Origin of the sequence: Dietzia timorensis, assembly GCF_020742175.1 — a bacterium.
In the GTDB taxonomy this organism is placed as follows: Bacteria; Actinomycetota; Actinomycetes; order Mycobacteriales; family Mycobacteriaceae; genus Dietzia; species Dietzia timorensis_A.
Map to the genome: position 1 here is coordinate 1 of NZ_DYXM01000126.1, position 18,638 is coordinate 18,638.

At 66.9% G+C, this 18,638-nt stretch carries 18 protein-coding genes; 9 read left to right on the forward strand and 9 right to left on the reverse strand.

The window, feature by feature from the left end; genetic code table 11:
* Positions 1 to 1,085 (reverse strand): excinuclease ABC subunit A (locus tag K8V11_RS06790; protein ID WP_303911967.1); only part of this gene is annotated, 1,085 nt, incomplete at its 3' end.
* Positions 1,086 to 1,254: 169 nt separating this feature from the next.
* Between K8V11_RS06790 and K8V11_RS06795 the strand changes: the two genes are divergently transcribed.
* The 5 genes from K8V11_RS06795 (at position 1,255) to K8V11_RS06815 (ending at position 6,426) form a co-directional block, all read left to right on the forward strand.
* Positions 1,255 to 2,100, forward strand: a complete 846-nt coding sequence (locus tag K8V11_RS06795) for an aldo/keto reductase (RefSeq protein WP_303911969.1) — start codon at positions 1,255 to 1,257, stop codon at positions 2,098 to 2,100.
* 243 nt (positions 2,101 to 2,343) lie between these two features.
* Entirely contained in the window at positions 2,344 to 2,739 is a 396-nt protein-coding gene (locus K8V11_RS06800; protein WP_303911971.1) for a GntR family transcriptional regulator, read from the forward strand.
* A gap of 148 nt (positions 2,740 to 2,887) precedes the next feature.
* Positions 2,888 to 3,727: a hypothetical protein gene (locus tag K8V11_RS06805; protein WP_303911973.1), complete on the forward strand. Its 840-nt coding sequence runs from the start codon at positions 2,888 to 2,890 to the stop codon at positions 3,725 to 3,727.
* A 9-nt stretch (positions 3,728 to 3,736) separates the two neighbouring features.
* Entirely contained in the window at positions 3,737 to 4,837 is a 1,101-nt protein-coding gene (locus K8V11_RS06810; protein ID WP_303911974.1) for a diacylglycerol kinase, read from the forward strand.
* Positions 4,838 to 4,902: 65 nt separating this feature from the next.
* The gene (locus K8V11_RS06815; protein WP_303911976.1) at positions 4,903 to 6,426 is read left to right on the forward strand and encodes a fatty acyl-CoA synthetase; all 1,524 of its coding nucleotides are present in this window, start codon (positions 4,903 to 4,905) and stop codon (positions 6,424 to 6,426) included.
* Positions 6,427 to 6,451: 25 nt separating this feature from the next.
* Here K8V11_RS06815 and K8V11_RS06820 read toward each other — a convergent pair whose 3' ends face one another.
* Positions 6,452 to 7,255, reverse strand: coding sequence for a crotonase/enoyl-CoA hydratase family protein (locus K8V11_RS06820; RefSeq protein ID WP_303911977.1), 804 nt, complete (start codon positions 7,253 to 7,255; stop codon positions 6,452 to 6,454).
* A gap of 85 nt (positions 7,256 to 7,340) precedes the next feature.
* On the opposite strand from K8V11_RS06820, the gene K8V11_RS06825 reads away from it, so the two are divergent.
* Complete coding sequence (locus K8V11_RS06825) at positions 7,341 to 8,981, forward strand: acyl-CoA synthetase (protein WP_303911979.1); 1,641 nt, start codon at positions 7,341 to 7,343, stop codon at positions 8,979 to 8,981.
* 2 nt (positions 8,982 to 8,983) lie between these two features.
* The gene (locus tag K8V11_RS06830; RefSeq protein WP_303911989.1) at positions 8,984 to 10,093 is read left to right on the forward strand and encodes a nitronate monooxygenase family protein; all 1,110 of its coding nucleotides are present in this window, start codon (positions 8,984 to 8,986) and stop codon (positions 10,091 to 10,093) included.
* Here K8V11_RS06830 and K8V11_RS14655 read toward each other — a convergent pair.
* The 7 genes from K8V11_RS14655 to K8V11_RS06860 form a co-directional block, all read right to left on the reverse strand.
* Complete coding sequence (locus K8V11_RS14655) at positions 10,090 to 10,341, reverse strand: DUF6290 family protein (protein ID WP_369693048.1); 252 nt, start codon at positions 10,339 to 10,341, stop codon at positions 10,090 to 10,092. The two genes, K8V11_RS06830 and K8V11_RS14655, sit on opposite strands and share 4 nt — an antisense overlap.
* A gap of 2 nt (positions 10,342 to 10,343) precedes the next feature.
* The gene (locus tag K8V11_RS06835) at positions 10,344 to 10,637 is read right to left on the reverse strand and encodes a transposase (protein ID WP_303911981.1); all 294 of its coding nucleotides are present in this window, start codon (positions 10,635 to 10,637) and stop codon (positions 10,344 to 10,346) included.
* A gap of 240 nt (positions 10,638 to 10,877) precedes the next feature.
* Entirely contained in the window at positions 10,878 to 12,002 is a 1,125-nt protein-coding gene (locus K8V11_RS06840) for an acyl-CoA dehydrogenase family protein (RefSeq protein ID WP_303911982.1), read from the reverse strand.
* Positions 12,003 to 12,016: 14 nt separating this feature from the next.
* On the reverse strand, positions 12,017 to 13,252 hold the full coding sequence (locus K8V11_RS06845) for an acyl-CoA dehydrogenase family protein (protein WP_303911983.1): 1,236 nt from the start codon (positions 13,250 to 13,252) through the stop codon (positions 12,017 to 12,019).
* Positions 13,249 to 14,475 (reverse strand): thiolase domain-containing protein, encoded by a 1,227-nt coding sequence (locus K8V11_RS06850; RefSeq protein ID WP_303911984.1) that lies wholly within the window; start codon positions 14,473 to 14,475, stop codon positions 13,249 to 13,251. The genes K8V11_RS06845 and K8V11_RS06850 overlap by 4 nt, the downstream gene beginning before the upstream one ends.
* Positions 14,476 to 14,478: 3 nt before the next feature.
* Positions 14,479 to 15,528 carry a lipid-transfer protein gene (locus tag K8V11_RS06855; protein ID WP_303911985.1) on the reverse strand — a complete coding sequence of 350 codons (1,050 nt, stop codon included), beginning with the start codon at positions 15,526 to 15,528 and terminating at the stop codon, positions 14,479 to 14,481.
* A 10-nt stretch (positions 15,529 to 15,538) separates the two neighbouring features.
* Positions 15,539 to 16,540: a Zn-ribbon domain-containing OB-fold protein gene (locus K8V11_RS06860; RefSeq protein ID WP_303911986.1), complete on the reverse strand. Its 1,002-nt coding sequence runs from the start codon at positions 16,538 to 16,540 to the stop codon at positions 15,539 to 15,541.
* Between the two features lie 136 nt (positions 16,541 to 16,676).
* Here K8V11_RS06860 and K8V11_RS06865 point away from each other — a divergent pair, with 136 nt between their 5' ends.
* Entirely contained in the window at positions 16,677 to 18,278 is a 1,602-nt protein-coding gene (locus K8V11_RS06865; protein ID WP_303911987.1) for an acyl-CoA synthetase, read from the forward strand.
* A 37-nt stretch (positions 18,279 to 18,315) separates the two neighbouring features.
* Positions 18,316 to 18,638: acyl-CoA dehydrogenase family protein (locus tag K8V11_RS06870; RefSeq protein WP_303911988.1), on the forward strand; the 323-nt coding region annotated here is incomplete at its 3' end.

The following is an 18,638-nucleotide window of genomic DNA, read 5'->3' on the forward strand; positions in this document are numbered from 1 at the left end:
GCGCTACCGAGGTGCTTGACCATCTTCACCCGCTGCGCCTCGCCGCCGGAAAGTGTGCCCGCTGCGCGCGACAGACTCAGGTATCCGAGCCCGACGTTGACCATGGACGACAGCATGTCTTTGAGCGCACGTGCCGCGGGAGCCACCGACGGGTCGTCGATGCCGCCGACCCACTCGAGTAGCTCGTCGATCTGCATGTCGGCGAGTTCGCCGATCGTCTTCCCCCGCACCGTAGCGGTCCTGGGCGCCTCAGCGAGCCGTGTTCCACCGCATTCTGCACACGTCTCCCGAGTGGAGACCCTGTCGACGAAGTCGAGTATGTGCTTCTGCTTGGGCGGGGTGTCCCGGTCGAGGAAGAGCTGCCGCAGCTTCTTCTCGACGCCAAGATACGTCTGGTTCGATCCACCGCGCTTTTCCTTGACCGGACCGCCGTGGAGGAACCACTCCCACTCTTCGTCGTCGTAGTCCTTCAACTTCTTGTTCACGTCGAGCTTCGGCGTCGCCTCGTAGGCCGTCCAATGCCAGTCCCCGACGTTGAAGCCGGGAGCCGAGATCGCGCCCTCGGCCAGGGATTTTTCCATATCCAGGTACACCGAGCGGTCGAGCACACTGACCGTTCCGACACCCTCACACGCCGGGCACATGCCCTCCGGCGTATTGAACGAGAAAGCGAAGCTTGCGCCCACGTGGGGCTCACTGAGGCGCGAGAACAACAGCCGCAGATACGAATTCGCATCGGTCGCGGTACCGACTGTCGACCGCACGTTGGCGCCCATGCGCTCCTGGTCGACGACGATTGCCGCCGTCAGATTCTCGAGGTGGTCCACCTCGGGGCGAGGGAGGGACGGCATAAACCCCTGGATGAAGGTGGAGTAGGTTTCGTCGATCAACCGACGCGACTCCGCCGCGATCGTCCCGAATACCAGCGAGGACTTGCCCGACCCCGACAGCCCGGTGAACACCGAGAGCGCCTTCTTGGGGATGTCTACGTCGATGCCCTTGAGATTGTTGACGCGCGCCCCGCGGACGCGGATTTCGTCGTGATCGTGCACTGCGGAATGGTCGGCGGAATGGTCGTTGGCCATGGAAAATACAGTACTGGAGCGCCCTGTCATTCCGTCTGCGCGCGCGAGCGGCTCCGCCTCCCCGGATACTCAGCGGATTCTTGGCACAAACCCCGGCGACTGTTCGTTCATACACTTGGAGTCCACAACATTTAAGACTCAAGTACTTACCCGCAGAGGAGACGCCCACATGAACGCGATCCAGATTCCGAAAGTGACGTCGCACGACGGGCTCACCCTGCCCACGATCGGCTTCGGCACCTACAAACTCAAGGGCAACGCCGGCGCCGACGCCATCGCGCGCGCCATCGGCAACGGGTATTCGCTGCTCGATTCGGCCTTCAATTACGAGAACGAGGGAACCATCGGGCAGGGGATCCGCGCGGCGGGCCGCGAGCGCTCGGGGATCACCGTGACCTCGAAGCTGCCGGGCCGCCACCACGATTACGAGGAAGCACTCGCCGCGATCGAGGAGAGCGTCTTCCGTACCGGCCTCGGCCACATCGACCTGTACCTCATCCACTGGCCGAACCCGAAGGTCGACAAGTATGTGGAGGCGTGGAAGGCTCTCATCGCAGCCAAGGAGCGGGGCATAATCCGCGCGATCGGCGTGAGCAACTTCCTTCCCGAGCACATCGAACGCCTCGAACGCGAGACCGGCGTTCTGCCTTCCGTCAACCAGATTGAGCTGCATCCCTACTTCCCGCAGGTCGAGGCTGTCGACTACCACCGTAGCCGCGGGATTATCACGCAGGCGTGGAGCCCGATCGGTCGCGGCAACGAGGTGCTCACCGAGTCCGTGATTACCGAGCTCGCCACCAAATACGGCGTTGACGCCGCTGGCATCGTGCTCGCCTGGCATGTTGCCCGCCGCGTAGTCGCACTTCCCAAGGCAGGGTCCGACGAGCACCAGCTCTCCAACCTCAACGCGGCCACCATCGCGCTGAAGAACGACGAGGTCGACGCGATCACCGCGCTCGGCAAGCCCGACGGCCGCAACAAGGGACAGGATCCCGCGACGTACGAGGAGTTCTAGGAACACCTCGCACCGCGCGAGACCCTTCCCCTGACTGTCTCGCCCCCGGGCCGATTCACCGCGCGCGGCAGGAAACACACCTGCCAGCCGCAGTGAAGCGGCCCGGCCGTGTTTCCGGCGCCACACCGCCTGCCGAGACGCCTACCTCCGCCTCTTTGCTCAAAAAACTCGGCGCCAACCCTTGCGATTATTGTTCTAGTTGAACTAGAACTATAGGTGTAATAACTTCTCGAGGAGGCGAACATGAGGTACGCGGTAGACGAAGCCTCCTCCGTGCCGATCTACGAGCAATTGGTCAGGCAGATCACCAGGGCAATTGTTGCCGGGACGCTTCCGGCGCGCACCAAGATGCCGGCCGCCAAGGAACTCGCCAACTCGCTCGACATCAACGTGCACACCGTGCTGCACGCTTATCAAGACCTCCGGGACGCCGGGCTCGTCGAGCTCCGCCGCGGGCGCGGAACCATCGTTTCCGCGCAGCGCGAGGACTTCTCGACCCACGCGCACAGCATCCACGCAGCCGTCGGCGAGGCACTCACCACCGGCATGCCACCCGCCGCCATTCGCGCGGCCGTCGACCACGCACTCGACCAGGGGGCGGCCCGCGCCACCAATTTCCAGACATCACAGGAAGGCTGAGCCGATGTCCGCCTTGAACACAAAACCCCCACGCCTGGAGGGCCCGCTTCGCATACACGTCGCACTGTCGGTGTGCCTCGTTCCGCTCCTACTCTCAATCGCCTACTTCGCCGTCGCACTGTCGTGGCACGACAGGTTGCCTGATCCTTTGGCCATTCGTTTCGAATTCGGAGGAGAGCCGAACGACTGGATGGGCAAGACGCCCAGCTACGTCTTCGACGCGATTTTCATGTTCGGTTTCAACGCGGTCACTCTCGGTCTTGCGACCTTCGGGGTGATTCGAGGGAGATCCGGACGACTCCTCGGCGCACTCTTGTCGGGCGCGGTTGGCCTGGTGTCCTCGTTGCTACTTGCCACCTTGTATGTCCAGCTCGACGGTTCCGAGGCCAACCTCGGGGGCAACTTCGTTCTCGCAGGAGTTGCCGGTGCCGTCGCCTGCGCCGGAGTGACCGCGCTGACTTTCCCGGCCCGCGCAACCGAGCCCGAAAAGCCGATGCGCTCGGACACCGGACACGCCCCAAGCGAGACCCTCCGTCCCGGCGAAAAGGTCGCGTGCTTCGGCGGCCAGGCCGGAAGCCCGGCAATGCTCGGTTCAGCAGCCGCGCTCGTCCTCGGCTCGACAATTCTCGTCGCGTTCGTCGACTGGTGGGCGGTGTCGATCACGATCCTTACCGGCGCCATCGTCTTCCCACTCATCGCGTACCTCCGAGTGCGCATCGATGAGACCGCTGTGACGTGGGCATTCGGGTTCGGGATCCCCCGGGGAACGATTGCATTGAGCGATATCGAGTCCGCCGAGGTGATCAACATCAACCCGATGGAGTTCGGCGGCTGGGGATACCGGATCACCGGAAACACCACAGGCCTCATCGTTCGCGGTGGCCCAGGAATCCGACTCAACCGCGCGAGCGGGAGGTCCGTCGTGATCAGCCTCGCCGAACCGGACGAAGCCGTGGAAACGCTCCGCCAGATACTCGCGCGCGCTTAATATCGGGGAATGTCGATTCGCGTTGCGCAATGGGCCACCGGCTCGGTGGGTTCCCAATCCCTCGGACTCATCCTCGATCGGCCGGAGCTCGAACTCGTCGGGGTGCTGGTATCCGATCCCGCCAAGGCGGGTAAGGACGCGGCCGAACTGGCGGGCCGCAACGACCCGACGGGGATCCTCGCCACGACCGATCGCGAGGCCCTACTTCGGTCGAGGCCCGACCTTGTCATCAACGCCGCCGACGCCGATACGCGTATGGACGCCGCAGTCGACGATCTCGAATGGCTCCTGCGCGCTGGTGTCGACGTCGTCGCCTCCGGGCCCGTCGTGCTCCAGTACCCGTGGGGTTCGGCGTCGCCGGAATGGATAGACAGGCTCGAAGCGGCCACGGCCGCCGGCTCTTCCACGTTGCACGTGAACGGCATCGACCCCGGCTTCGCCAACGACGTGCTACCCCTGACGCTCACGTCGATCGCCTCGCGCATCGATTCTCTCCGAGCCTTCGAGATCTCCGATTACTCGACGTACGACAACCCGGGAATGGTCGAGGGATTCTTCGGTTTCGGCACGCCGCTGGATCGCGACCCGGTGATTGCGCTTCCAGGGGTATTGGCCAGCGGCTGGGGCGGAACCGTGCGCCAGTTAGCCGCGGCGCTCGACGTCACACTTGATGAGCAGCTGACCGAACGGGTGGAGCGGCTGCCGGCGCCCAGCGATATGGACACGGTGTGCACCCATATTGCGGCGGGCTCGCAGGCGGCGCTGCGATTCGAGGTCATCGGCACGGTGGGCGGCGAGCCACGGATCGCGCTCGAGCACGTACTCCGTGCGCGCACCGACCTCGACGCGGACCTGGCTCCCGAATGGGCGGCACCGCTTGGCGGTGGGCCGGCGTCGTTCCGTGTGGAGATCAGCGGCGAGCCGAACCTGCAGCTCGAGCTCACGCATCTGTCTTCGAGCGGCGACCACGGCGCCTCCGGCATGCTCACCACCGCGGCGCGGCTGGCGAACTGCGCTGAGGCCGTACACGCGGCGGCGCCGGGGATCGTGAGCGCGAAGGATCTTCCGCTCGCGACCGGCCGCGGGCTGGTTACCCCTCACCGACCCTGAATTGCAGTTAGTAATTACTAACCGTTCGTAGCGTGGATGGCGTTTATGTGATTAGGATCACGTATATGCCGAATCTCGCTCGCGCCAACAGTGTGGACGCCCTCATCCGCAGGGCCGCGGCCCGCACTCCGCACGCCGTCGCCCTGCATTTTTCCGATCGCTCGCACACCTACGCCGAACTGGACGCCGCCATTTCCCGCGCCGCCGGGCGGCTGCTCGAACTCGGCCTCGAGCCCGGCGATCGCGTCGCCGCGTATGGCACGAACTCCGACGCCTATGCGATCGCGTTTTTCGCTGCATCGCGCGCCGGGCTCATCCACGTGCCGGTCAATTTCGCCTTGCAAGGCGAAGAGCTGTCCTACATCCTCGCCGATTCCGGAGCCACTGCGCTTCTGGTTGACGCCGCGCTCCGCCCCCACTTCGACTCCGTCGCATCCGACACCTCGATCCAGCATGTGCTCGACTTCCGCGAAGGACCGGACTCGCTCCTGGCGCAGGCCACCACGGGCGATATTCCGGAGCTGACTCCCCCGGCGGGCGGGGACGAGCTCGTCCAGCTGATGTACACCTCGGGGACGACGAGCAAGCCCAAGGGCACGATGATCAGCCACAGCGGGCAGATCCACCACTACCTCGCCTGTTTGCAGGCGCTCGACTACTCGGCGGATGACAGGCCCCTGGTGTGCATGCCGCTCTATCACACGGCCGCGATGCACGCGTTTCTCGTGCCTTACCTCGCAATCGGCGCCGAGGTGTTCCTGCACGAGCGCCCGGACATTCCGGTGCTGCTCGAGGCGATCGAACGCGATTCCATCGGGTCGATGTTCCTCGCCCCGACCGTGTGGGTGCCGCTATCGAACCACCCCGATCTCGACTCCCGCGACATCTCCTCGCTGAAGAAGGCGCAGTACGGGGCGTCGATCATGCCGACGCCGGTTCTGCAGCGCCTACGCGCGAAATATCCGGAGCTCGGCTTCTACAACGCCTTCGGCCAGACCGAGATCGGGCCCGTGGCCACGGTGTTGCGCCCCGAGGAACACGACGAGCGGCCGGCCAGCGCCGGCCGTCCGGTGTTGTTCGTGGAGACGCGGGTTATCGACGCCGAGGGCAATGACGTCGCGCCGGGAGAGCAAGGCGAGATCGTCTACCGCTCCCCGCAGCTGTGCCTGGGTTATTGGAACAAGCCGGAGGCAACCGAGGACGCCTTCGAAGGAGGCTGGTTCCATTCCGGCGATCTCGTCGTCCGTGACGAGCAGGGTTACGTGACTGTCGTCGATCGCATCAAGGACGTCATCAATACCGGCGGGGTTCTCGTAGCTTCCAGGGAAGTAGAGGAGGCGATCTACGGGCACGACGCTGTCGCCGAAGTTGCGGTGGTCGGCATGCCGCACGAGCGATGGATCGAGCAGGTCACGGCGTTTGTCGTCGTCAAGGACGGCGCGGACGAGCCGAACGAGGACGAGATCATCGATTTCGCCGCGAAGCACCTGGCGTCGTTCAAGGTGCCGAAGCAGGTGATCTTCGTGCCACAGCTACCGCGCAATCAGAGCGGAAAGCTACTCAAGCGCGTTTTGCGCGACGAGCGCTGAATCGGTCGAACCAGCCCGACCCCGCCTACTTCCCTGTGAACCCCGGCGTCTCCTTGCGGGCAAACGCCCGCGGGCCGATCTTCGCGTCTTCCGAAGCGAACACCGCGGCGCCCTGTTCGGCGTCGAAACGGAACGCCTCCTCCTCGTGCATCCCCTCGGTCGCGCGCACGGTGCGCATGATCGCCTGCACCGCTAGCGGCCCGTTCGCGGCGATGCGTTCGGCGGTCTCCAGCGCCGCGTCGAGAGCCGTGCCGTCGTCAACGACACGGCCAATCAGCCCGTACTCCAGCGCCTCATCTGCGGATATCGAACGAGCGGTGAGCAGCAGGTCCATCGCGACCGTGTACGGGATCTGACGCGGCAGGCGTACCGCAGAACCCGCCAGTGGATACAAGCCCCACTTAGCTTCGGCGACACCGAATCGCGCCGACCGGCCCGCGATGCGGATATCGGTGCCCTGAAGAATCTCGGTGCCGCCGGCAATCGCGGGCCCTTCGACCGCGGCTATGAGCGGCTTGCTCAGCCGCCTGCCCTTGAGCAGCGCCGGTAGCCGCGTGAGGTCCCAGCCGCCTTCGGCAAACTTATCGCCCGGAGCCTTCTCGTTCATGGACTTGAGGTCGGCGCCCGCGCAGAAATACCCGCCCGCGCCGGTGAGAATGCACGCGCGGATCTCAGGGTCGGAGTCCACCTCGTCCCACGCCGCTTCCATTCCGCGCAGCATCGCGCCGGATAATGCGTTCCGGGCTTCGGGACGGTTCATCGTGACCACGAGGACATGCCCGTGCCTCTCGGTGACAAGTTGCTGCTCGTCGGGCGTCTTTTCCGGCACCGTGTACCTCCTGCAAGGCCATAAAGAAGTGATGGACATCACTCAATTCGCTGCGGGGAACGATAACACGTTCTAGGTTTCGGGTATGGCCTTCCACATCGCGGATCTATTCGAGCACAGCGTCGACCTGGTATCGGAGCGGGTCGCGCTCGTCCAGGGCGAGCGGCAGCGCACGTACGCCGAGTTGGATCGGCGCGCGAACCAGCTGGCGCACCACCTGCAATCCGCCGGGGTCGAACCAGGCGACAAGGTCGCCCTCTACAGCCGTAATACGATCGAGGCGATCGAGTCCATGCTCGCGATCTTCAAGGCACGCGCGGTGATGGTGAACATCAACTACCGCTACGTCTCTGAGGAACTCCGACATTTGTTGAGCGACTCGGAGGCGAAGGTGGTTATCGCCGAGCGCCGCTACTCCGACGTCATCGCCGAGACACTGCCCGAGGTTCCGGGTGTCTCGGAGGTGATCTTTGTCGCGGACGGGACCGATAGACCGGTGATGACGTCGGAGCCCGGCGGCGTCAGGACTGCCGATTACGAGCAGGTTCTCGAAGCGCAGTCGGCGGACCGCGATTTCGGCGAGCGCTCCGGCGACGACGTGTACATGCTGTACACGGGCGGGACGACGGGCGCGCCGAAGGGCGTGATGTGGCGCCACGAGGACGTGTTCATGGTGCTCGGAGGCGGCATCGATTTCCTCACCCGTGAGGTCGTCGCCGACGAGTGGGAGCTCGCCAAGAAGGGTGCGGAATCGGGGCCGATCAACTCGCACGCGCTGCCGCCGCTCATTCACGGTGGCGCCCAGTGGGCGATTCTGCAGGCGCTGTTCGGCGGGCGGATGTCGATTATCGAGCCGGAGTTCGATCCGCACACGGTGTGGGCGAACGTCACCCGGCACAAGATCAATCTCATGTTCATCACCGGCGATGCGATGGCGCGGCCGCTCATCGACGCCTGGGATCCGGACGTCTACGATGCGTCCTCGCTGCTGTATGTGGGGTCGTCGGCGGCGTTGTTCTCACCTGCGGTGAAGGACCAGTGGCTGGAGGCGTTCCCGAACCTGCTGCTCTCGGACAATATCGGCTCCTCGGAGACCGGGTTCTCGGGTCTGGAGAAGGTGGAGAAGGGCGCGGGTTCGTCGGGCGGCCCGAGGGTGATGATCGACGAGGAGACCAAGGTCATCGACTCCGAGGGGAACCCGGTCGAGCCTGGTTCGGGGCAGGTCGGCAAGCTCGCCCGCGCCGGGCACATCCCCATCGGCTACTGGAACGACGAGGCCAAGACCGCGAAGACGTTCGTCACGCTCGGCGGTGTGCGTTATGCGATCCCGGGCGACGACGCGGTCGTCGAGGCCGACGGGACGGTGACGATGCTCGGCCGCGGCTCGGTGTCGATCAACACCGGCGGCGAAAAGGTGCACCCCGAAGAGGTCGAGGCGGCGCTCAAGGCGCATCCGGAGGTCTTCGACGCGCTTGTGCTCGGCATCCCCGACGAGCGGATGGGCAACAAAGTCGCAGCGGTGGTCGCGATGCGCGAGACCGGCGCGGCGACGCTCGCGGAGATCAACGACGTCGCGCGCAGGCGCATCGCCCGCTATAAGTGCCCCCGCGCCATCTGGGTCACGGACGAGATCCGCCGCAGCCCCGCGGGCAAACCGAACTACCGGTGGGCAGCCGAGCTCGCAGCCTCCCGGGAGCCGGACGACACCCTGGAGTTCTCCCGATGACCATCCGCACTACCCTCACCGAAGAATTCGGCATCGACTACCCGGTTTTCGCGTTCACCCCGTCGAAGGCGGTGGCCGCGGCCGTGAGCCGAGCGGGCGGGCTCGGTGTGCTCGGCGCGGTGCGATACAACGATGCCGACGAGCTCGACGACGCTCTCACCTTTATGGACGACAACACCGACGGCAAGCCGTACGGCGTCGACGTGGTGATGCCGAACAAAGTGCCCACCGAGGGCAGCGCGGGCGATCTCGGCGAGCTCATCCCAGAGGCGCACCGCGCGTTCGTGTCCCGCGTCCTCGACGACCTCGGCGTCCCGCCGCTCGGGAACGATGCGGCCCACGACGCCGGCGTGCTCGGCTGGCTTCACTCGGTCGCCCAGGCGCACGTCGACGTCGCGCTGCGGCACAGGCCGGTGCTCATCGCGAACGCACTGGGTTCCCCGCCGTCCGACGTCATCGGGCAAGCCCATGATGCAGGCGTGAAGGTGGCCGCCCTGGCGGGTTCGGTCAAGCACGCGCTTTCCCATGTCGACGCCGGGGTGGACGTCGTCGTCGCTCAGGGTGGCGAGGCGGGCGGGCACACCGGCGAGGTTGCGACGGTCGTGCTGGTGCCCGAGATCGTGCGGGCGCTCGGCGGGTCGGCGCCCGTCCTCGCGGCGGGCGGCATCGGCGACGGCACGCAGCTCGCGGCCGTGATCGGGATGGGCGCGCAGGGCGCCTGGATGGGCTCGCGCTGGCTCACCGCAACCGAATATTCAGATGACGGCGGAAGCCGCGCCATGCAGGCGGCGCTCGTCGAGGCGAGCTCGCAGGACACGGTGCGCACGCGCATCTATTCCGGCAAGCCGGCGCGGCTACTGCGGTCGAAGTGGACGGACGCCTGGCAGGCCGACGACGCGCCGTCCCCGCTGCCGATGCCGCTGCAGAATCTCCTCGTGTCCGAGGCGCACCAGCGGATCGCGGCCGCGCAGGATCCCGCGGTGGTCGCGATGCCTGCGGGGCAGATCATCGGTTCGCTGGATGGGGTCGTTCCCGTGGCCGACACAATGGCGCAGATCGTGCGCGAATACCGCGAGGCCGTCGGGCGGATGCGGGCGACGCTTCCCAACTAGGCGTAGTTCTCCTGCTCCATCCGTTCCAAGATCCACGACCGCACCAGCGTCGAGGGTGGTAGATGCTTGGAGTCAGCCAGTTTCCGCAGCTCTTCCTGCTCTTCTGCGCTTAGTCGAACGGAATACACCTGGGAACGGTTTCGGTTAGGACGCTCCCCCACAGTTCCGGCGGGGTAGGGTTCGTCTTTCGTTGCTTCAGACTCCGCTCGCAGTATGGCTTTGAGTTCTGGATCAAGATTTTCCGCCATACTCAACTCCCTCCTCGATAAATTCTCACGTCTGCACCGGTTGCCGGCCAGGCGTTGATGCCGTCCAGCACACCGTCTGAATCTCGTTTGGCAATCACCGTGACAACCCGTTCAGCACTCGCCGAAAAACCGATGAACCTTATCGCGCCCGATCTTGATTTCGGATCGGGCTCCAACTTGACGAGGTTCCAGTCCGCCAACGCTTCGATCGTCCACTCAGGCAAAACCGCGATCCCGCCCGGATATCGCATTGGGCGCGACGTGAGGTACTCGGCGTCTTCGACCGCCCAACGCATTACCTCCACCATCACCGTAACGTACGACGATGTAGTACACAATAGGGTGCGCTACTTTCCTATCTGGACCGATCTCGATCCGAGCAGACTCATGACACGTCGTTTCGATCCACGAGAGTTTCCAGATGAAACAGACCCGACAAGCTCGCGGCTCAAACCGGTCGGGGAACGGTGAAAGATTGGCTCGAGGGCGCGGATGTCCGCATCGGACTAACGCATGCGGCCACCGTAGTTCTCAGTTCACGCCCACGGATCGCCGTGTTTGACGAGCGTGCGCCCGAGGTCGGCGAGCTGAGCGGTCGCGCCACCGAGACGGAACTCCCCGGTCTTCGCCGCGAGGAAGTAGCGGTGCAGCGGTTCGGACCGGTCGAGCCCGGTCCCGCCGTGGATGTGCACCGCGGTGTGCGCGACTCGGTGGGCGGCTTCGCTCGCCCAAAAATGCGCTGTCGCCACCGCAGTATGTGCAGCCGGCCCCGGAACCCCTCGACAGTTGTCGAGCTCGTCCGCCGCACGCAGGGTCGAAAGACGCACGGCGTCGACGTCGATGAGCCCGTCCGCGAGCCGCCCGGACACTCCCTGAAACGTGCCGATCGGCCGCCCGAACTGGTTCCGCTCGGAGGCATATCGCGCGGTCCGCTCCAGTGCCGCATCAAGCACGCCCCACTGATGCGCGGCCAGATGCACGCGCCGGCGCAGCGCCTCGAACTCCGCAGCCTCCGCGGACACAGTGAACCGGTCCGCGGCCGATGCCGCCTCCGCCGAGATCGTCACGCGCCCGGCGCACGAGAAATCGACGGGTACGAGTCGCTCGACATTCACCCCGTCGACCGACAGCCGGTACACCCGCACCCCGCCGGCTACCGGCTCGCACAGAAGGTCCGCCGCAGGTGCCCATGGCACCGAATGAAGTATGACGTCGGACCCCATAGCCCTCTCGTCCGTCCCAGCTTCGAACCCGGTAGGACTATCCGGCACGGCGGCGATGAGCTCCCCACCTGCAACAGCCCGGGCGTTCTCTGCGTCGCCGGCGGCGGCCAGAGCACGCGCGGCGGCGACGGCCGAGTCCAGCGGTACCGGCGCGAGTGCCCGCCCGAGTTCGTAGAAGACGTACGCAGCTGCGGTGACGCCGAGCCCGTCGCCGCCGGCCGCCACAGGCGAAAGCGCGAGCGGAACGCCGGCGTCAACCAGTCCGGACCACAACTGTTCGTTCAGGCGCGAGTTCGCGCGATGCGTGCCCGCGGATTCGGTCCCGGGACCGAACCGCACGTCGAGCTCGGCGAGGGTGTTTTCTCCGCCGCGCGCCGAGCACAGTTGCCGTACGAGATCCGCGAGCTCTCGTACGTCGCCCGTCGGTCGAAATTCCATGTTCGCCCGCCTCTCTACTTCTGTCGCGGCACGGCCACGCGCGGCGCGGGCGGTAGGCCGAGCCCTGCGGCCGCGATGATGTCGCGCTGAACTTCGTTGGTGCCGCCGCCGAAGGTGAGGATCAGGGCGGAGCGGTGCAGGCGTTCGATGCGCCCGCCGAGAACGGCGGCCGGCGATCCCGCACGTTGGTATCCGGCCGGCCCGAGCACCTCCATGAGGAGTCGGTAGGCCTCGCACGCGGCCTCGGTGCCGAACACCTTCGTCGCCGACGCTGCGACGCGGCCGACGCCGGAATCATCATCTGCGGAGACGATTTCGAGGTTCCGCAGCGCGAGGTATTCGGCCAGCGCGTGGACCCGCGCGAGGTGCGTCTGCACCCACGGCTGCTCGGCGACCGTGCCGCTGCCGCCGATGCCGGCCTCGGCGCACGTCGTCGCCTTCGCCCACTCGAGTACCTGGCGCAGCGACGCCTGCAGTGCGCCGGCGGTGGTGAGCGAGACGCGCTCGTGGTTGAGCTGGTTGGTGATGAGCGCCCAGCCGCCGGTCTCCTCGCCGACGAGGTTCGATACCGGCACCTCGACGTCGTCATAAAAGGTGGTCGAGGTGTCCGGGCCGGCCATCGTGCGCACCGGGGCCCACGAGAACCCGGGGGCGTCGGTCGGTACGGCGATGAGCGAGATCCCCTTGTGCCGAGGCGCGTCGGGATCAGTCCTCACGGCCAGCCAGACCCAGTCCGCATACGCGATCAAGGAGGTCCACATTTTCTGGCCCGTGATGCGATAAACGGCTTCTCCGGCGTCATTCGTGGTTTTTTCCGCACGTGTGCGCAAGGCCGCGAGGTCCGTGCCGGCGCCGGGCTCGGAGTAGCCGATGGCGAAGTGGAGTTCGCCGCGGGCGATGCGCGGGAGGAAGTAGTCTTTTTGCGCGTCGGTGCCGAACGCCATGATCGTCGGGGCGACCGAGTTGACGGTGAGGAACGGGACGGGCACGCCGGCGATGGCGGCCTCGTCGGCGAAGATGAGCTGGTCGGACAGGGGGCGATCCTGTCCGCCGAACTTCTCCGGCCAGCCGAGGGCGAGGAGCCCTGCACGTCCGAGCTCGGCGACGACGTCGCGGTAGGCGCTACCGTGGCCGTACTCGCCGGTGGTGGCGGCGAAGGCCTCGCGGCGCTCCGGTGTCATGAGTTCGGCGAAGAACTCGCGCAGCTCGCGCCGGAATTCGGGTGCGGTGGTGGAGAATTCGCGGGTCATATCGCCGGGTCCTGCCTCGCTTCGGGGGCGGCGAGTTCACCGAGGGGCTCGGCTCCCACAACCCACATCGAGAAGTATTGGCTCGCCCCTCCGTAGGCGTGGCCGACCGCGCGGCGGGCGCCGGAGATCTGGTGCTCGTCCGCGCGGCCCATCACCTGGCGTGCCGCCTCGGCGAAGCGCAGCATCCCGGAGGCGCCGATGGGGTTCGAGCTGAGCACGCCGCCGGAGGGGTTGACGGGGAGGTCGCCGTCCGGCGCTGTCGCACCCTCGGCGACAAGCTTCCACCCGTCCCCCGCGGCGCAGAAGCCGAGGTTCTCCAGCCACATCGGCTCGAACCACGAGAACGGGACGTAGATCTCTGCGACATCGATCTCCTCACGGGGGTCGTCGATCCCCGACTCCGCCCACAGCGCGGCGGCCGCGTCGCGCCCCGCGCGCGGGCTGCGGTGGTTGCGGCCGGAGTACGTTCCGGCCTCCGTGCGCATCGACGTCGCGTGGATCCAGGCGACGCCGCGGCCCGCGTTCTCGGCCTCCCGCGCGGCGTCGGCATCGCCGATGACGATCGCCGATGCGCCGTCGGAGGAAGGGCAGGTCTCGTCGTAGCGGATCGGGTCCCACAGCATTTTCCCGGCCATCACCTGCTCGACGGTGATGTCCGGTTGGTGCAGGTGCGCGTGCGGGTTGCGGGCACCCGCGCGGCGATCCTTGACCACGACCTTCGCGCCGGTGTCGAGCGGGGCGCCGGACGTCTCGATGTACGAGCGGACGTGCGGGGCGAAGTGGCCTCCGGCCCCGGCGCCGACGGGCGCGGCGAAGGGCACGGGCAGGCTCAGCGCCCACATCGCATTCGACTCGGACTGCTTCTCCCACGACACCGCGAGCACGCGCCGGAAGCGTCCGGACTGCACGTGCGCGGTCGCCGCGATCGCGGTGGAACCGCCGACCGAACCTGCGGTGTGGACACGCAGCAGCGGCCTGCCCGCGGCGCCGAGGGCGTCGGCCAGCATCAGCTCCGGCATCATCACGCCCTCGAAGAGGTCGGGCGCCTTGCCGATGATGATCGCGTCGATATCGTCCCATCCCACGCGCGCGTCGGCCATCGCGGCGTCGATCGCCTCGCGGCACAGCCCCGCCATCGAAACGTCGAGCCGGCGGGAGGTGTGGTGGGTCTGCCCGGTCCCGAGGACGGCGGCCTCCACCGGCGGCCTGTTCGCTGGGTTCATGATCTACCCACGCCCTTCCAGAAGTGCGACGAGATTGTGTTGAAGAAGGGGGCCGGAGCTCGCGTGGCCGAGGGTGCGGCGGGCTCCGCCGTCATAAATGGCTTTCGCGGCGTAGCCGATGCGTTCGAGGCCCGCGGAGAACATCGGGTCCGCGGCGAGCGATCCACCCGATGGTGTGATGCGGACGTCGTCGCCGAGGCCGAGTTCGCGGCGCACGATGATCTCCTGGTGGCTGTACGGCGTGTGCAGCTCGGCGATGTCCAGCGGGCCGAGCCCTTCGCCACCGCTCGCCTGGCGGGCGGCCTCGCGCACGCTCGGGCTGGCGGTGAGGTCCCGCGCGCCGAGCTCGGCCGAGTCGATCGCCTGGCCTAGCCCCGCGATCCACGCGGGCACGGTGCGGATCCGTTCCGCGACGGGACCGGCTGCAAGGATGACGGCGCACGCACCATCCGTCACGGGAGGGCAGTCGAATGCGGTGAGCGGAGGGAAATCCTGCGGGGCCGCCGCCACCTCGGCGGGGTCGATCCCGCGGGCGCGAGAGACGATCCGCGCAAGGTCGTCCGGGCTCCACAGGCCCGCATCACACCCGGCGCGTGCCTGCAGCGCGGCGAGGTGGTGCCTGCCCGGGCCCAGCGGGGATTGTGTGTATGGATCGAGCTGGGCGGCCATCGTCGCGTCGAGATCGTGGGACGCAGACGCCTTACCGAAGCCGTAGACGAGGGCGGTGTCGGCGTGGCCGGACAGGATGGTCAGCCACGCCTCGAACAGCGCCCACGCGGCGTCGCCCTCGATGTGAGATTCCTGGATCGACGGGGTCGCGCCGATCGCCTCGATCGCGGAGATGAAGGAGAAGGCGCGGCCGGCGAGGTAGTCCGAGGAGCCCGAGCACCAGAAATCGATGTCGGTGCGATCGAGCCCGGTCTGCGCGAAGCATTCGGCGAACACCGGGGCGAGCATCTCCACCCCGTTCGTCGTTCCCGGGCTCGCCTCGGTGTGCGCGGCGTGGGCGAAGCCGACGATCGCGACGTCACGGGCGGGTTGTGCGGTGGTCATAGCGCGCCCCCTAGAGGTGCTTGTCGAAGGAGTCGCGCGGCGCGTCGGGCTCGCCGGTCGGCTCGAAATGGGAGATCGAGGCCATCGAGTAAACCCTTTCGGGTTCGGGTACCCAGTGCGCGCGCACGCGCATCCCCATGCGAACCTCGCCGGCCTCGACGCCGAGGACGAGGTGCTGGATGGGCAGGTCGGCCCCGTCGAGCAGGATGTACGCCGTCACATATGGGGGCGTGATCTTCTGCCCGGCGAACGCGGCGTTGACGATGCCGAAGGTGGTGACCGTGCCGGTGTCGCTGACCTCGACGAACTCGCCCATCGGCACGCCGTCGGACGGACACCAGTCGCGCGGCGGGACGTAGACCTCGGGGCCGTTCGAGCGGCGCCGGCCGATGAGCTTTCCTTCCGCGAGCCCGCGGAGGAAGGTGCGCTCGGCGAATCCGGCGGTGTGCGTGTAGTCGAGCTCGACGGGCGTGACGAGCCGTCCGGAGTCGTCGATCTCCCCGCGATAGGCGGCGAGCTCTGGGGCCGGGTCGCTGCCGACGGGCGCGAAGTAGAGGTCGTGAATCGTGCCGCGGGGCTCGGCGATCCAGCGCGCCTCGACCCGCATCCCGGTCGACATTTCCTCAGCGGACCCGGCCGCGACGACGTGGAGCAGCGCGGTGTCTGCGCCATCCAGGCGAATCATGGCGAGCGCGTGCGGAGTGGACAGCGCCGCGGTGCGGCCCGGCTCCGCAACCCACGTCCACGAGACCACCTCTCCCTCCTGGGCGACGTCGACGATGCTGCTCGCGGACAGCGCCTCGTGGGTGGCGGGATCGAACTCGATCGGCGGAACGTGGACCCGGCCGGAGGCGTCGCGGATCCCGCGGAGGGTGCGCTCGCGCAGGCCGGCGAAGAATGCCCCGAGGATCGGGCCGGTGGAACGGGTGTAGTCGAATGCCGGGCGCAGGGGCGCGCTCAGCGCCTCGCCTTCGGGTGCCTCGATCTGGACCGCGATACTGTCGGTAGCCATAGAATGTAGTGAAACACACCCGCCTTGCCGCCGCGCGCTGATTCCGCAAAGCCGTACAGACAACTGTCCACCGGTGTATGGATAGTGGGAACGCGGCGATCTCGCCGCCGCATTGTCGGCACGTGAGGACTTCCCAATGACCCAGCCACCAACGGTTCCCGCGACCGCCGGGGTTGCCAACCCCGCGACGGGCACGCATGTTACCAGCGCTTTCGCGATCGCCGAGGCCGCTCCGCACCGCCCGGCGATCGTCGACTCCCGCGGGCGGACCAGCACGTATTCGGACCTCGTCTCCGCCGCCCACCGCTTTGCGAACGGGCTGCAAGACCTCGGCGTGCAACGCGGCGACGCCATCGTGATCCTCGCGCCCAACTGCATCGAATTCGTCGAACTGTACTTCGCCGCGCTCGAGATCGGCGTATACGTTGCGCCCGCCAATTGGCACCTCACAGGACCCGAGGTTGCCTACATCCTCGACAATTCCGAGGCCAAGGCGTTCTTCGCAGCGGAACGCTTCGCGGACGTCGCCGATGCCGCCCGTCGGGAGTCCGGCCTCGCCGCCGAGCGCTGCTTCGCGATCGGTGACGTCGCCGGTTTCCGCCCCCTCGGCGAGCTCGCGGCCGGCCACAACGGCGACGAGCTTCCGCGAGAGCGCACGCTCGGCGGGCCGATGCTCTACACCTCCGGCACGACCGGAAAGCCGAAGGGCGTGCGCCGCCCACTCACGGGCGCTTCCCCGGACCAGGTCACCGTGCCGAACTATTTCTTCTTCGCCGGCTTCGGCATCGCGGAGCCCGACAACGTCCACCTGTGCGGCTCGCCGATGTATCACACGGCGGTGCTCAACTTCGTCGTCATCTCGCTGCAGCTCGGCCAGCTCGTCGTGCTCATGGACAAGTGGAGCCCCGAGGAGATGCTGCGGCTCATCGACGCCCACGGCGTCACCCACTCGCACATGGTTCCCACGCAGTTCGCCCGCCTGCTCGAGCTCCCCGAATCAGTTCGCAAGTCCTACGACGTGTCCACACTTCGCAACGTCATCCACGGTGCCGCCCCGTGCCCACTACATGTGAAGAGGGCAATGCTCGAGTGGTGGGGCCCGGTGATCACCGAGTACTACGCCGGCACCGAGGGCGGCGGTTGCACGATCACGGGAGCCGAGTGGCTGCGCAAACCGGGAAGCGTCGGACGTCCCTGGTCCAGCACCACGTTGCAGATTCTGGATGACGACGGAGCCCCTGTGCCCACCGGCGAGATCGGGAATGTCTACATGCAGATGCACGGCTCGTCGTTCAGCTACCACAAGGCCCCGGAGAAGACCGCCGACTCCTACGTGGGGTCGATGTTCACGATGGGCGATCTCGGCTATGTCGATTCCGATGGCTACCTGTTCCTCTGCGACCGGAAGAACGACATGATCATCTCCGGCGGGGTCAACATCTATCCCGCCGAGATCGAGTCCGAGCTCACTGCGTTGCCGCAGGTCCGCGACGCCGCGGTGTTCGGCATCCCGCACCCGGACTGGGGCGAGGAGGTCAAGGCGGTCGTCGAACCGGCCACCGCCCTCGACCCCGCCGATGCCGCCGGCGGCGTGATGGAAGAGGCGATCCTCGGCCTTCTCTCCGCTCGGGTCGCGAAGTTCAAGCTCCCCCGGTCCATCGACTTCGTCGACTCACTCCCCAGGCAGGACAACGGCAAGCTCGTCAAGCGTGTCCTCAAGGACCCGTACTGGTCATAGCGTGCCGGTGGGGTGCACGCTCGCCTAGTGTGGGTTCATGGACGCACCTATTCTTTCGCAGGCAGACATCGGCTTCCTCCTCCACGACTGGTTGAAGGTCGAGGAGCTGACGAAAAGAGAGAAGTTCGCCGACCACTCGCGGGAGACTTTCGACGCGATGCTGGAGGTGTCGCGCTCGATCGCCGAGACCCACTTCCGCCCGCACTACCGCAAGAGCGACATCCACGAGCCGACGTTCGACGGGCACACGGTGTCGATTATCGACGAGGTCGCACCCGCGCTCGACGCGTTCGCCGACACCGGCCTGCTTGCCGCGGCCTTCGGCGAGGAGCACGGCGGCATCAACCTGCCGTTCGTCGT